7 protein-coding genes are annotated in these 15127 nt (G+C 75.6%); all 7 read left to right on the forward strand.

Annotated features, from left to right (window positions below; translation table 11 throughout):
• Positions 1-123: 123 nt before the first annotated feature.
• The gene (locus ACWDYF_RS19110) at positions 124-1830 is read left to right on the forward strand and encodes a glycerol-3-phosphate dehydrogenase/oxidase (RefSeq protein ID WP_381736690.1); all 1707 of its coding nucleotides are present in this window, start codon (positions 124-126) and stop codon (positions 1828-1830) included.
• Between the two features lie 232 nt (positions 1831-2062).
• Complete coding sequence (locus ACWDYF_RS19115; RefSeq protein WP_389469081.1) at positions 2063-4309, forward strand: serine/threonine-protein kinase; 2247 nt, start codon at positions 2063-2065, stop codon at positions 4307-4309.
• 123 nt (positions 4310-4432) lie between these two features.
• A complete protein-coding gene (locus ACWDYF_RS19120; protein ID WP_389469084.1) occupies positions 4433-7498 on the forward strand; it encodes a protein kinase in 3066 nt (1021 codons plus the stop codon).
• 144 nt (positions 7499-7642) lie between these two features.
• Positions 7643-9502, forward strand: coding sequence for a serine/threonine-protein kinase (locus ACWDYF_RS19125; RefSeq protein WP_389469163.1), 1860 nt, complete (start codon positions 7643-7645; stop codon positions 9500-9502).
• 93 nt (positions 9503-9595) lie between these two features.
• A complete protein-coding gene (locus ACWDYF_RS19130; RefSeq protein ID WP_389469087.1) occupies positions 9596-11449 on the forward strand; it encodes a serine/threonine-protein kinase in 1854 nt (617 codons plus the stop codon).
• Between the two features lie 68 nt (positions 11450-11517).
• Complete coding sequence (locus ACWDYF_RS19135) at positions 11518-13263, forward strand: serine/threonine-protein kinase (protein WP_389469090.1); 1746 nt, start codon at positions 11518-11520, stop codon at positions 13261-13263.
• Between the two features lie 217 nt (positions 13264-13480).
• Positions 13481-15094 carry a succinic semialdehyde dehydrogenase gene (locus tag ACWDYF_RS19140; protein WP_381736685.1) on the forward strand — a complete coding sequence of 538 codons (1614 nt, stop codon included), beginning with the start codon at positions 13481-13483 and terminating at the stop codon, positions 15092-15094.
• Positions 15095-15127 lie beyond the last annotated feature (33 nt).

Raw genomic sequence — 15127 nt, forward strand, 5'->3', positions numbered from 1 at the left:
CGGGCATCCCGGTCAGAATTTGGGCAGGGGGAACACGGAGGGGACGCGCGGGGTACAGGGGACGTGTGGGACGGGGCTTCGCCCGACGGGTGCGGCCGGCTCGACCGAGAGCGGGAGGCAGCAGTGAGGACAGCGACACTGGGGCCGGCGCAGCGCGCCGAGTCACTGGCGGCAATGGCCGAGCGTGAGCTGGACATTCTGGTCGTGGGTGGCGGCGTGGTGGGAGCGGGCACGGCCCTGGACGCGGTCACGCGCGGCCTGTCCACCGGCATCGTCGAGGCGCGCGACTGGGCGTCGGGCACCTCCAGCCGGTCCAGCAAGCTCATACACGGCGGACTGCGCTATCTGGAGATGCTCGACTTCGCCCTGGTGCGCGAGGCGCTGAAGGAGCGCGGACTGCTGCTGGAGCGGCTGGCCCCGCACCTGGTCAAGCCCGTGCCGTTCCTGTACCCGCTCCAGCACAAGGGCTGGGAGCGGCTGTACGCGGGCTCGGGCGTCGCCCTCTACGACGGCATGTCGATGGCCCGCGGGCACGGCCGGGGACTTCCCGTGCACCGCCACCTGAGCCGCCGTCACGCCCTGCGGGTGGCGCCCTGCCTGAAGAAGGACGCCCTGGTCGGCGCCCTCCAGTACTACGACGCCCAGATGGACGACGCCCGCTTCGTGGCGACCCTGGTGCGCACCGCCGTGTCCTACGGCGCGCTGGCGGCCAACCGGGCGCGCGTGACCGGGTTCCTGCGCGAGGGCGAGCGGGTGGTCGGCGCGCGGGTGCAGGACGTGGAGGGCGGCGGCGAGTACGAGGTCCGCGCCAAGCAGATCGTCAACGCCACCGGGGTGTGGACGGACGACACCCAGGCGATGGTGGGGGAGCGCGGCCAGTTCCACGTCCGCGCCTCCAAGGGCATCCACCTCGTCGTGCCCAAGGACCGCATCAACTCCACCAGCGGGCTGATCCTGCGCACCGAGAAGTCCGTCCTGTTCGTCATCCCCTGGGGGCGGCACTGGATCATCGGCACCACGGACACCGACTGGGACCTGGACAAGGCGCACCCGGCCGCCTCCAGCGCCGACATCGACTATCTGCTGGAGCACGTCAACTCCGTGCTCGCCGTCCCGCTGGGCCGGGACGACGTGGAAGGCGTCTACGCGGGACTGCGGCCGCTGCTGGCCGGGGAGTCCGACGCCACCAGCAAGCTGTCGCGCGAGCACACCGTGGCCCATCCGGTGCCCGGCCTCGTCGTGGTCGCGGGCGGCAAGTACACCACCTACCGGGTGATGGCCAAGGACGCCGTCGACGAGGCGGTGCACGGCCTGGACATGCGGGTCGCCGACTGCGTCACCGAGGAGACCCCGCTGCTCGGTGCCGAGGGCTACCAGGCGCTGTGGAACGCGCGGGCGCGCATCGCCGCCGACACCGGCATCCACGTGGTGCGCGTCGAGCACCTGCTGAACCGGTTCGGGGCGGCCGCGCAGGAGGTCCTCGACCTGATCGCCGAGGACCCCTCGCTCGGCGCGCCGCTCAAGGCCGCCGACGACTATCTGCGGGCCGAGGTCGTCTACGCCGCCTCCCACGAGGGCGCCCGCCATCTGGACGACGTGCTCACCCGGCGCACCCGCATATCCATCGAGACCTTCGACCGGGGCACCCGCAGCGCCCGCGAGGCCGCCGAGCTGATGGCGCCGGTCCTCGGCTGGGACGAGGACCAGATCGTCCGCGAGGTCGAGCACTACGAGAAGCGGGTCGAGGCCGAGCGCGAGTCGCAGCGCCAGCCCGACGACCTGACCGCCGACGCGGCCCGGCTGGGCGCTCCGGACATCGCGCCGCTGTAGCGGCGGGCGGGCCCGGGTCCGGGAGGAGCGGGGAGGAAGCGGGCGAGAAGCGGGCGAGAAGGGGGCACCCGGCCCGGGTTTCGTCACCGGCCGTCATCACGCCGTGCCCCACGGGCTGTTCGGCGGCCGGTCCGCCGCGCCCGGGGTGTCCCCTCGGGGCCCCTGGGCGCCGAGCACTTGTCGCGTGAGGGACAATGGAGCCTCTGTCAGGGCCGGTTGCATGAGGGGACGCATGTCGGAGGCGGAGCGGGCGGGGGCATCCCGTCAGGACACTCGTCAGGACAACAGCGAGCGTCTTCTCGCCGGGCGGTACCGGCTGGGAGACGTGCTCGGCCGGGGCGGCATGGGCACGGTCTGGCGCGCCGAGGACGAGACCCTGGGCCGGACGGTGGCCGTCAAGGAACTGCGGTTCCCGACGACCATCGACGAGGACGAGAAGCGGCGCCTGATCACGCGGACGCTGCGCGAGGCCAAGGCCATCGCGCGGATCCGCAACACCAGCGCCGTGACGGTCTTCGACGTGGTCGACGAGGACGACCGGCCCTGGATCGTGATGGAACTGGTCGAGGGCAAGTCCCTGGCCGAGGTCATCCGCGAGGACGGCCTGCTGGAGCCGAGGCGGGCCGCCGAGGTCGGCCTCGCCGTCCTGGACGTGCTGCGCTCCGCGCACCGCCAGGGCATCCTGCACCGCGACGTGAAGCCGTCCAACGTGCTCATCGCCGAGGACGGCCGGGTCGTGCTCACCGACTTCGGCATCGCCCAGGTCGAGGGCGACCCGTCCATCACCTCCACCGGCATGCTCGTCGGCGCGCCCTCGTACATCTCCCCGGAGCGGGCCCGTGGCCACAAGCCCGGCCCGGCGGCCGACCTGTGGTCGCTCGGCGGCCTGCTGTACGCGGCGGTGGAGGGTTCGCCGCCCTACGACAAGGGTTCGGCGATCGCCACGCTGACCGCGGTGATGACCGAACCGCTGGAGGAGCCCAAGCACGCCGGGCCGCTGCGGGACGTCATCTTCGGCCTCCTCAACAAGGACCCGGCCGAGCGTCTCGACGACGTGGCCGCCCGCGCGATGCTCAACGCTGTCGTCCACGCGCCCGAGCGCGGGACGGTGGAGCCGGAGCCGCTGGAGGCCACCAAGCTGGTGCCGCTGCCCGCGCAGCCGGACCGGCGCGGGGGCAGGGACGGCGGCAGGAAGAACGGCGGGAAGAAGGGCGGCGCCGCGTCCGGCACCGGCTCCGCTTCCGGCCCCGCGGCCGGTTCCGGTTCCGGCGCGGGCGGCAAGCGGGGCGAGGAGGCGGCCGACCGGCTGCGCGGCGCCCTGCGTTCGGTGCGCAAGGCGGCGGTGGCGGCCGGGTCGGCGACCACGGCGGCCGCGTCCCGCACCAAGCCGCCGACAGGCACGGCGGGTACGGCGGCTACGGTGGGCGCGCCCGCCGCGGGCACCGGTCCGGCCGCTCCCGGCGCCGCCGGGACCCCGTCCGCCCGGTCCTCGTCCACGGGGACCGGTGCCGCCGGGGGCGCGCGGCCCGGCGCGAGCCGACCGGGTGCGGCGGGTGCGGCGGGTGCTTCCGGCGGGACGGGCGGCGCGGGCGCCGCCGGTGCCTCCTCCGGGTCCGGGGCCGCCGCCCCGGGTGCCGCGCAGGCCGGGCGTGCCGGGACGGGGTGGCCCGTGGTGCCGCCGCCGGACCTGGACCTGCCGCCGCGTCAGGTCCCGAGGGCGCCGCTCACCGACGTGGTGCCGAAGCGCACGCTGGTGATCATCGCGGTGGTCGTCGTGCTCGCGGTGATCGGGACCGTGCTGACCATCGCCTTCAGCGGCGACGGCAAGGGATCCGAGGACGACCGCGGCGGCGCCACGGCGGCCACCGCGGGGGCGGCCGGGAGCGCCACGGCCGGCCACGGCGGAAGCGGCACGAACGGCAAGCAGACCGACTCCGCGACGGGGCAGGGCGGTTCGCCCGCCGCGAGCAGCGGTGGCAGTGGCAAGGGCGCGGCGGGCGGCTCCGGCGGCAAGGGTTCCGGATCGGGCTCCGGGCAGGGTTCCGGTGACGACGGCGCCGTCTCGACGTACCAGGGACAGGGCTTCTCCATCGGGCTGCCCGAGGGCTGGAAGTACAAGACCACCGGTTCCTCCGGCGCCCGCTTCACCGGCCCGGACGGGCAGAAGCTGCTGGTCGCCTGGACGTCGACGCCCAAGGACGACCCCGTGGCCGACTGGAAGAGCCAGGAGGCCTACATGGTGCGCTCCGGCTACCACAAGGTCCGCATCGAGAAGGTGGGCTACCGGGGGTGGAACGCCGCCGACTGGGAGTTCACCTACACCGAGGGCGGCACCGGGTACCGGGCGGTGGACCGCGGGTTCGTGGTCGACGACAAGCACGGGTACGCGCTCATGTACACGGCCGAGGCCGACGACTGGGACGGTGACCTGCGCCGGGACACCTGGCAGACCCTGACGAAGACGTTCGCACCCAAGTGAGATCCGGCTTCCCCTCTTGCGGGTTGCCTCCGGCACGTATCGTGAGTGATTGCGGACCGTGATCACCGGGAACGGGACGCGTGGCGAACGCATCTGACTGGACGTGCGGCCGGGGGAGGCAACGTGGACGACTACGCGGGCCGGGTGCTCGCCGACCGCTACCGCCTGCCGCTGCCTCCGTCCGACGCGTACGAACTCACCGAGACCCGGGCCTTCGACACCTACAGCGGTCAGGAAGTGCTGCTCCGTCAGGTGCCGTTGCCCGAGGTCGTCGAGGCCGAGGTGCTCGACGCGGACGGGCTGCCCGAGGGGTTCACGGCGCGCGACGGCGTGTTCCGGGGACCCGGGGCGCCCGGCGGGCGTCCGGGACGTACGGTGCCCCCGGCGCGTGCTTCCCGCGCGGAGTCCGGGGCCACGCGGCGGCCGGCCGATCCGGCGGTGCGACGGGCGATCGAGGCCGCGCAGGCCGCCGCGCGGATCCCCGACCATCCGCGGCTGGACCAGGTCTTCGACGTGTTCGCGGAGGGCGGTTCGCTGTGGATCGCCAGTGAACTGGTCGCCGCCCGGCCGCTGTCGGCGCTGCTGGCCGACCGGCCGCTGACGCCCTACCGCGCGGCCGAGGTCGCCTCCGATCTCCTCATGGCGCTGCGGGTCCTGCACGGCCACGGCTGGGTGCACCGCAACATCACCGCGCGCACCGTCCTGGTCTGCGACGACGGCCGGGTGATGCTGACCGGCCTCGCGGTCGGCGCCGCCGAGGAGGCGCTGTGCGGCTACGACCCGGTGCCCGCGCCGGACGGCGAGGGCGACGGGGCCCAGGAGGACGGCGGGTTCGGCGGGTACGCGGGATTCGGCACGGGCGGCGGGGAGTCCGGCACGCGGGGCGGGGCCGACGACCCCGCGGGGCCCGGCGGGATCCGTGACGCGCGGGACGAGCGCGGCTACGGCGGCCCTGTGGGCGCGGCCGCTCCCGGTGCTGCTCCCGGTGCCGCCTCCGACACCGCTCCCGGTACCGGCTTCGGCGCCGACCCCGAAGCCGCCCGGCGGGCCGCGATCGAGGCGCGGGCGGCCGGTGCGCTGCCGCTGTCCGGTGGCGGCCCGGACAGCGGCGGAGCCGCGGGCGAGCTGGTGCGGTCCACGCCGCCGAGCGGGGACGACATCCGGGCGGCGCGCGCCGGGGCGATCGCCGCGTACCGCGCGGGCGCGCGGGCGGCGGCCCGGGTGCAGGAGGCGCAGCAGGGTGCGCGCGCCGCCCTGCCCGGCGCCCGGCCGCCCGCCGAGGGCGAGAACCGCGCCGCGCCGCCCGGCCAGATCGCCGACCCCTACGGAGTACGCGCCACGCCGCGCCCGGGGGCCGCCGGTGCCGACGACACGCCGCCCGCGGGGGGCGTCCCGCGCCCCGGGAGCACAGGGAGCACCGGGGACGCCGAGGGTTTCGCGGGTCCGGAAGACGCAGGGGACGCAAGGGACCTGGGGGACGCGGGAGACGGCGGCGCGCAGGGGCGCCCGGCCCTCCCGCCGCCGGGCGCCCCGGACCCCTGGTGGAGCACCTCCGGCGCGCCGCCCGCCCCCGGCGCGCCCGGCTCGGCCCCGTACGCCCTCGGTCCGGGCGGTCCGGAGCCGTACGCCCTCGGCCGGGGCGCACCGGGCCCGTCCGGCCGCGGCCCGTCCGGCGTACCGCCCGAGGACGGCCCCGCCGTCGAGGACGGACGCACCGGCGCTCCGTACCCGGGCGGCCGGACAGCGGACGCTCCGGTGACCGGCGACCGTGACCGTCACCGCGACCCGTACGGCGGGCCGGGCCCCTCCGGCGGTGCCTACTTCGGTGCCCGGCCCGTCGCCGGAGTCCCGGCCGCCCGCGCCCCCTACCCCGGCGACCGCCCCGCCCCCGACCGGTCGTCCCCCGCCCGACCGGCCCCCGCCGGGACCGGGCCGGGGAGTGCGCTGGCCGCCGAGCGGGCGCGGCAGGCGCGGATGACCGTGGTGGGGCCGGTGACCGAGCGCTGGGCGCCCGAACAGGCCGGGCCCGTGCACGCGAACTGGCAGCTGGCCGCGCCGATCGGGCCCGCCACCGACCTGTGGGCGCTGGGCGCGCTGCTCTTCCGTGCCGTGCAGGGGCACGCCCCCTACCCGGAGGAGTCGACCGCCGAACTGGTGCAACTGGTGTGCGCGGAGCCGCCCGCCTTCGCCGAGGAGTGCGGCGCGCTGCGCCCGGTCGTCGAGTCGCTGCTGCGTCAGGACCCCACCGAGCGGCTGGACTTCGAGGAGCTGGGCGGCTGGCTGCGTTCGCTGGTGCGGTCCGCGCCCGAGCCGGAGGCCGGGGCGCATGTCGTGGCCGCGCCGCCCGCCGACCCGAGGCGGCTGCCGATCGTGCGGCGCCGCGGCGAACTGGTGCGCAGGCGCCGCGCCGGGCTGCCCGCCCACCACGGGCGGCACAAGCGGGGTGGCCGGGAGGGCCGTTCGCCGCGCAGCCTGGGACGGATCCTGCTGTTGCTGGTGCTGCTCCTGCTGGCCGGGGCGGTCGCGTTCGCCATGCTGTTCCTGCCGAAGTCCGGCCGGGACACCGGCGGCGGGCGGCCGGACGCCGGCCGGACGGGCGGGGCGAGCGAGGCCCCCGCGCCCCCGGACGGCTCCGGCGCGAGCGGCACCCCCGGCGGCGGCCGGAGCACGGCGGACGGCGGCGGCAGCCCCTCGCAGTCCTCCGGCTCGACCGAGACGCAGACCACCGGCGCGGGCGTGCCCGGCGGCTTCACGGTGCGCAAGGACGCCGCCGGGTTCCGGATAGCCGTCGCGAGCGGCTGGAACCGCACCCCGGGCAACGACCGGGGCCAGGTGGTCTACTCGCGGGGCGACTTCGAGCTGATCGTGGTGCCCGGACGGGACACCGCGAAGCGGTACGGCGGCGACCCGATGGTCTACCAGCGCGAGGACGAGTACGAGTTGCGGGACTACCGCGACTCCAGCTGGGCCACCTCCTCCGGGCTGCGGACCACCCAGGTCGGCGGGAGGACCATGGCCGAGGGGCAGTTCACCTGGAGCGCGGGCGGGCGGCAGCTCTTCGTGCGCAACCTCGCCCTGCTCCTGGACGGCCGCTACCACGTGGTGCAGGTGCGGGGCCCGGAGTCCCAGCGGGACCAGGTGGACAAGCTGTACGAACAGGCCACGGCGACCTACCGGTACACCGGCTGAGCCACCGGCACCCCCGCGTTCCCGCACCTGGTGGGAAGCGACAACTGTCACAGTGCGGTTTCTGGGCACCCCCACCGGTTCCCTGCCGGAGGGGCGGTCCCTAGTCTGGGCCTGTCAAGAACATTGCGGGGAAACGTGAATCAGATGCAGGGCCAGCTGCTCGCGGGCCGCTACCGGCTCGCCGACGCCATCGGCAGCGGCGGCATGGGCCGGGTCTGGCGCGCGCACGACGAGGTGCTGCACCGGGCCGTGGCGATCAAGGAGTTGACCGCCGCGCTGTACGTCGCGGAGAGCGACCAGGCGGTCCTGCTCGCGCGTACCCGGGCCGAGGCGCGCGCGGCGGCGCGGATCAACCACTCCGCCGTGGTCACCGTGCACGACGTGCTCGAACACGACGGCCGCCCGTGGATCGTGATGGAGCTGGTCGAGGGCCAGTCGCTGGCGGACGCGGTCAAGGAGCGCGGCCGGGTGGAACCGGCCGAGGCCGCCCGCGTCGGCCTGTGGGTGCTGCGCGCCCTGTGCGCCGCGCACGCGGCCGGTGTCCTGCACCGCGACGTCAAACCCGGCAACGTCCTGCTCTCCCAGGACGGCCGGGTCCTGCTCACCGACTTCGGCATCGCCCAGATCGAGGGCGACACCACCATCACCCGTACCGGAGAGGTCGTCGGCTCGGTCGACTACCTCGCCCCCGAGCGGGTGCGCGGCCATGACCCCGGCCCGTCCTCCGACCTGTGGGCGCTGGGCGCCACGCTGTACACGGCGGTCGAGGGCCTGTCGCCGTTCCGCCGCACCTCGCCGCTGACCACCATGCAGGCCGTCGTCGACGAGGAGCCCCGCGAGACCCGGCACGCCGGTGTGCTCGCGCCCGTCATCACCGCGCTGCTGCGCAAGGACCCGGCGGCCCGGCCGGACGCGGCCACGGCCGAGCGGATGCTCGCGGAGGCCGCCGAGGGGCGGCGCTCCACCCACGCGCAGGCGTACATCCCCACCCAGTACACCGGCCAGCCGTCCCCGCACACCGCGGGCACCGGCGGGACGGGCCACCAGGGCCACCAGGGCGACCCGGGCCCGCACGGGACCGCGGGGTCGTACGCGGGCACCGGATCGCACGGCACGGGCGCGTACGGCGGCACGGGAGCGCACGGGAGCACGGGCGTGCCGTTCGACAGCACCGGCACCCCCGCCGGAGGCACGTACCCCGGTCACCGGCCCGGCGCGACCGGGAGCTCCACCGTCGTCCCCGGCGCCGCCCCGGTCTCCCACCACCCGGCGACCGCGCAGACCCCCGTCGCGTCCCCGGCGGCGGGCGGCAGCGGCGGCGACGTGCGGGCGCGGTCCAGGGGCCGCCGGCTGCGCAACGCCGCCCTCGTGGTGGTCCTCGCCGCGGTCATCGGCGGCGGCACCGCCGTGGCGCTCCAGGAGTGGGGGCCCGGCAGCCGGACGGAGGCGGAGGGCTCCGGCCCGGCGCTGCCATCGTTGTCCGCGACGGCCCCCTCGCCGACGCCCCACAGGACCAAGCCCTCGACCGACAGCATCCCGGCAGGCTGGAAGCGGGTCACGGACCCGTACGGCTTCAGCATCGCCCTGCCCGGCGACGACTGGAAGCGGGTGGTGTCCAACGAGGCCCTGCGCCAGGTCGACTACACCCCGGACGGCGGCAAGCACTTCATCCGCGTCGCCGTCACCGAGTCGCCGGAGTTCCCCAGCGCGTACGACCACCAGAAGGACCTGGAGGAGCAGTTGCGGCGGCTGGTGGACTACCGGCGGGTGATGCTGGAGAAGGACACCTTCCGCGACCGTCCGGGCGCGCTGTGGGAGTACTCCTGGACGGCGCTGCCCAAGGACACCTCGTTCCCGGGCCCGCGGCACGCCATCGAGGAGACGTACTTCTCCCGTTCGGGCGTCGAGTACGCGATCTACATGTCCTCGCCCGAGGCGAGCTGGCCGGTCACCCGCAGTCAGTTCAAGTCGGTGCTCCAGAGCTGGCGGCCCGGCACCGACTGACCGCCGAGGCCGGGCACGAAGGCCAGATCAGATCCCCTTCTTGGCCGGTCGGCGTCCCGGAAGCCGGGCGTCCGATGCGGCATGATGGGGCGTATGGGGACCGAGGGGGACGACTTCCGTGTGGTAGCGGGACGTTACCGCCTGGAGGCGCGGATCGGGCGCGGCGGTATGGGTGTCGTCTGGCGGGCGACCGATCAGCTGCTGGGACGGCGGGTCGCCGTCAAGGAACTCCCGTTCGACGAGACCCTGTCCGCCGAGGAGGCCCGGCAACTGCGCGACCGTACGCTGCGCGAGGCGCGCGCGGTCGCCCAACTGCGGCACCCGCACGTCATCGTCGTCCACGACGTCGCGGAGCAGGACGGGCGGCCGTTCATCGTCATGGAGCTGATCGAGGGCGGTTCGCTCGCCGACCGGATCGCCGCGGGCGGCCCGGTGGACGCGGCCGAGGCCGCCCGCATCGGCATCGCGCTGCTGGGCGCGCTGGGCACCGCGCACGCGGCCGGTGTCCTGCACCGCGACCTCAAACCCGCGAACGTCCTGGTGGAGTCCGGCACCGACCGGGTCGTCCTCACCGACTTCGGCATCGCCCAGGTGGCGGGCGCCCCCACACTCACCGAGACCGGGGCCTTCGTCGGCTCCCCGGAGTACACCGCGCCCGAGCGGATGTCCGGCGCGGGGACCGGTCCGCAGTCCGACCTGTGGTCGCTGGGCGCGCTGCTGTGCACGGCGCTGAGCGGTGCCTCGCCGTTCCGGCGCGACTCGCTGGGCGGGATCATGCACGCGGTCGTGCTGGACGAGATCCGGCCGCCCGCCGAGGCGGAGCCGATCCTGCCTGTCGTACGCGGGCTGCTGGAGCGCGATCCCGAGCGGCGGCTGACGGCGGACGAGGCCGAGCGGATGCTGCGCGCCTTCCTGGACTCCGGGCGTACGCCGGGGCAGGCCCCGGACGCCTCCGCGCCGCACCAGGGCGAAGCGTCCCGGCGGTCCCGGTCCCCTCGTCCGTCGCTGCCCTCCTTGCCCTCGCTGTCGCTGCGGGGCTCCAGGGGGACTCGCTCGCAGGGGCCTTCGGCGTCCTCGGCGTCCTCGGCATCCTCAGGGTTCTCCGGGCCGCCGTCCCCGGCGGGGCCGCCCGCGTTCCCGTCGCCGCTGCCGGTTCCGACCCCGGCCCTGACACCGCCCCCGCAGGCGGGGCCGGTGGGCGGGGCGCCGTCCGGTCCGCCCGCGCGGCTCTCCACCCGGGGTGTGCTGATCGCCGCGCTGCTGGTCGCCGCGGTGGCCGGGGCGGGGGTGTCCGCGGTGACGCTGCTGATGGACGGCGACCGCGACGGCGGCGGTACGCCCGCCAGTTCGGCGCCGGGACACGGGCCGGGTGCCTCGGCGGGCCCGGCGACCGGAAGCGCCTCCGCCACTGCCACCACCTCCCCGACGCCCTCGTCCGGTGCGCACGCCACCCCCTCGCGGACCCGGCCCGCCACGGGCGCCGACGCCCCCTCCGCGCCCTCGGGCTACCACCTGGCGCAGGACCCGGCCGGTTTCACCGTCGCCGTACCGGACGGCTTCGCGCGCTCGCCGCAGGGCGCGCGGATCTTCTATCTGTCGCCGGGCGAGACCTTCCGCCTCGGCATCAAGGCGGCGGCGCCGGAACAGGGCGGCCCGCTCGCGGTGATGCGCCGCGCCGACGCCGGCGGCCCGTCCGCCAACCCCGGCTACCACGACGGCCAGGTCACGGCCACCACGCACGACGGACACCCCGCCGCCCTCTGGGAGTTCACCTGGAGCGGCTTCAGCGCGGCGGAGGGCGCCCGGCACACCTACGACCTGTGCTGGGAGCAGGACGGGCGGATGTACGACGTGTGGCTGTCGGCGCCGGTCGGCAAGGTGCGCGAGGCCAGGGAGTACTTCGACGTCGCCGTGGACACCTTCGTCACCGGACGGGGCAGACCCTAGGTCACGGGTCTGTGACCGCCCCGCGCCCGCGCTGGAGTCCCGGCCGCCCCTCGCGATATGGATGGACCATGAGCGACAACGGGGGAGCCCGGCACGAGCCGTACGCACCGTACGAGCCCCATGAATCCACGAGCAGCTTCGTCCTGCGGCCACCGGATCCGCAGCCGCAGGTGCCGCACCCGCAGAATCCTTACGCCGCCCCGGCCGCCCCGGCTGCCCCGGCTGCCCCGGCCGCCCAAGTGCCCCCCGCGGTCCCACCGGCCGCCGCCCACGCTCCCGCCCCGCCGCACACCGCCCCCGCCCAGGCTCCGGCCCACGCCCCCGACCCCGGTACCGGCCGTCTGATCGCCGGCCGCTACCGGCTGCTGGCCAAGCTGGGGCACGGCGGCATGGGCACGGTGTGGCGGGCCAAGGACGAGACCGTGGACCGCGAGGTCGCCGTCAAGGAGCCCCGGGTCCCCGATCACCTGCCCGAGCGGGAACGGGCCAACGCCTTCGAGCGGATGCGCCGCGAGGCGCGCGCCGCCGCCCGGCTCGACCACCCGGCCGTCGTCAACGTGCACGACGTGGCCGTCGTCGACGGGCAGCCGTGGATCGTGATGGAGCTGGTCCGGGGCCGCTCGCTCGGCGCCGCCCTCCAGGAGGGCACCCTGGACGCGCGCGAGGCGGCCCGGGTCGGCCTGGAGGTCCTCGGCGCCCTGGAGGCCGCGCACGCCGCGGGCATCCTGCACCGGGACGTCAAGCCGGACAACATCCTGCTCGGCGGGCACGGGCGGACCGTGCTCACCGACTTCGGCATCGCCCAGATCGAGGGCGAGACCAGTCTGACCGACACCGGCGGCTTCGTCGGCTCGCCCGAGTACATCGCGCCGGAGCGCGTGCTGGGGCAGCGGCCCGGCCCGGCCAGCGACCTGTGGTCCCTCGGCGTGGTGCTGTACGCGGCCACCGAGGGCGTCTCGCCGTTCCGCCGCAGCAACACCCCGGCCACCCTCCAGTCGGTCCTGAACGCCGCCCCCGCGCCGCCCGCCGCCGCGCCCGGCCCGCTCGCCGAGGCCGTCACCACTCTGCTCCGCAAGGACCCCGCGCAGCGCCCGGACGCCGCCCGGGTCCGCGCCCTGCTGACGGCCGCCGCCGCGCCGCCCGTCCCGGCGCCCACCCAGGAGGTCCGGTACGTCGAGCGTCCCCGGCGCGGGATCCGCCTGGGCCGTACGGCCTGGCTCGGGCTGGGCGCGGCGGTCGTGGTGGGCGCGGTGACCGCCTACCTGGCGATCGCGCGGCCGTTCGCGGGGCCGCTGCCGGACGGCTGGAGCGCCCATCAGGAGAAGGACGTCGCGGCGACGCTCGCCGTGCCCGCCGACTACCAGCGCACCCTGCCCGACCGGAAGTCCGACGACGACCACTGGGTGACGTACACGGACTGGAGCGGCAGCGTGTGGGTGACGCTGTCGCTGGCCAGGCAGGCGGAGGACAAGAGCCACGAGATCGCGGGCTCGGCGGCGGCCGAGATGTACCAGGACGACGCCGAGTTCAAGAAGCGCGGCGACTACGGTCTCGACATGCCCGCGGACGCGCGGACCACCCCCGACGACAACGCGACGTTCCACGGGCAAAAGGCCGCCGGGAACACGGTCGTCTACACCACCAATGACTCGCAGCACCCGCGCCCGCGCGAGGTGCGGTTCTTCTACTACCGCACCGGCGGCGGCGACATGTACCGGCTCACCGTGGGCTACCCCGGCAAGGGCGACTTCACCGAGCGGGGCCGGGAGGTGGCCCGGACGGCGATCGCCCAGCTGGACGTCGACGCGCTGTGAGCCGACGGCGCCGCGGGGCCGCCCGCGCGCGGCGGGAGCGGGATGCGCACCGTGGGAGTGGGATGTGCGCGACGGGAGCCGGGCGTGCGCCGCGGGCGTGAAAAGAGCCCTGATCAGCGGGTTTGTTGCCAGTGATCGCTGGCGGCGTGTGTGCGGTCGGTGAAACCCCGTTACCGACGGGTACACAAACCCGCGGCCACGTCATACCCTGCCGTTCATGACGGACGCGCAGGCCCCGGCACAGACCGGCACGAATCCTTCGGCCCCCGCCCCCGCGGGCGCCCGTACCGCCGCGGACGTGGTGACCCCCGAGCTGGTCGCCCGGCTCACCAAGGGCGTCACCGGATCGGGCCGGACCGCCAACCACACGCCGTTCACCGGCGAGAAGCTCGCCGACCTGCCCGAGTCCACCCCCGAGGATGTCGCCCTCGCCTTCGAGCGGGCCCGCGCCGCGCAGGACGTCTGGGCGCGCACCCCGGTACGGCGGCGCGCCGCCGTCCTGCTCCGCTTCCACGACCTGGTGCTCGCCCGGCAGGCCGAGGTGCTGGACCTGATCCAGCTGGAGACCGGCAAGGCCCGCCTGCACGCGCACGAGGAGGTGCAGGCGGTCGCCGTCGCCGCCCGGCACTACGGCCGCCGGGCCGCCGCGTATCTGCGGCCCAAGCGGCACACCGGCGCCATCCCGGTGCTGACCAAGGTCACCGAACTGCGCCACCCGCGCGGTGTCGTCGGCCAGATCGCCCCCTGGAACTACCCGCTGGAGCTGTCCGTCGGCGACGCGCTGCCCGCCTTCGCCGCGGGCAACGCGGTGGTGATGAAGCCGGACACCGAGACCTGCCTGACCGCGCTGTGGGCCCGCGACCTGCTCATCGAGGCCGGACTGCCCGCCGAGGTGTTCCAGGTCGTCATCGGCGAGGGCCCGGTGGTCGGCCCGGCCGTCGTCCGGCACGCCGACTACGTCTCCTTCACCGGCTCCACCCGCACCGGCCGAGAGGTCGCCCAGGGCGCCGCGGCCCGCCTGGTCGGCGTCTCCCTCGAACTCGGCGGCAAGAACGCCATGCTGGTCCTCCGGGACGCCGACATCGAGAAGGCGGCGGCCGGTGCGGTCCGCGCCTGCTTCTCCTCCGCCGGGCAGCTGTGCATCTCCATCGAACGGCTGTACGTCCACGAGGCGGTCGCGGACGCGTTCCTGGAGCGCTTCGTCGCCCGCACCAAGGCGATGCGGCTCGGCACCTCCCTGGCGTACGGCGCCGACATGGGCTCCCTGGTGGGCGAACGCCAGCTGGAGACCGTCGTCCGGCACGTGGAGGAGGCCGTCGCCAAGGGCGCCACGGTGCTGGCCGGGGGCGTCGCCCGCCCGGACCTCGGCCCGTACTTCTTCGAGCCGACCGTCCTCGCCGGAGTCGAGGCCCCCATGGCGGTGTGCACCGAGGAGACCTTCGGCCCGGTCGTCTCCGTGCACCGCTTCTCCGACGTGGACGAGGCCGTCGAGCACGCCAACTCCACTCCGTACGGCCTGAACTCGTCGGTGTGGACCAAGGACGCCCGCCGTGGCCGGGAGATCGCCGCCCGGCTGCGCACCGGCACCGTCAACATCAACGAGGGGTACGCGCCCGCCTACGGCAGCGCCCAGTCCCCGATGGGCGGCATGAAGGACTCCGGTCTCGGCCGCCGGCACGGCTCCGAGGGCATCCTCAAGTACACCGAGGCGCAGACCGTCGCCCACCAGCGGCTGCTGCCCATGGCCCCGTCGCTCGGCATGGACGACGAGGGGTACGCCGCGTTCATGACCCGCAGCCTGAAGGCGATGAAGGCCCTCCGGCTCCGCTAGGCCCGCCGGAGCCGCCAGGCCCAGGCCCGGCCG

The organism is Streptomyces sp. NPDC003284, from assembly GCF_053589675.1.

Coding starts and splice junctions, on each gene's coding strand:
- ACWDYF_RS19130 (WP_389469087.1), top strand. CDS start 9,596: ATGGGGACCGAGGGGGACGACTTCCGTGTGGTAGCGGGACGTTACCGC.
- ACWDYF_RS19115 (WP_389469081.1), top strand. CDS start 2,063: ATGTCGGAGGCGGAGCGGGCGGGGGCATCCCGTCAGGACACTCGTCAG.
- ACWDYF_RS19140 (WP_381736685.1), top strand. CDS start 13,481: ATGACGGACGCGCAGGCCCCGGCACAGACCGGCACGAATCCTTCGGCC.
- ACWDYF_RS19125 (WP_389469163.1), top strand. CDS start 7,643: ATGCAGGGCCAGCTGCTCGCGGGCCGCTACCGGCTCGCCGACGCCATC.
- ACWDYF_RS19135 (WP_389469090.1), top strand. CDS start 11,518: ATGAGCGACAACGGGGGAGCCCGGCACGAGCCGTACGCACCGTACGAG.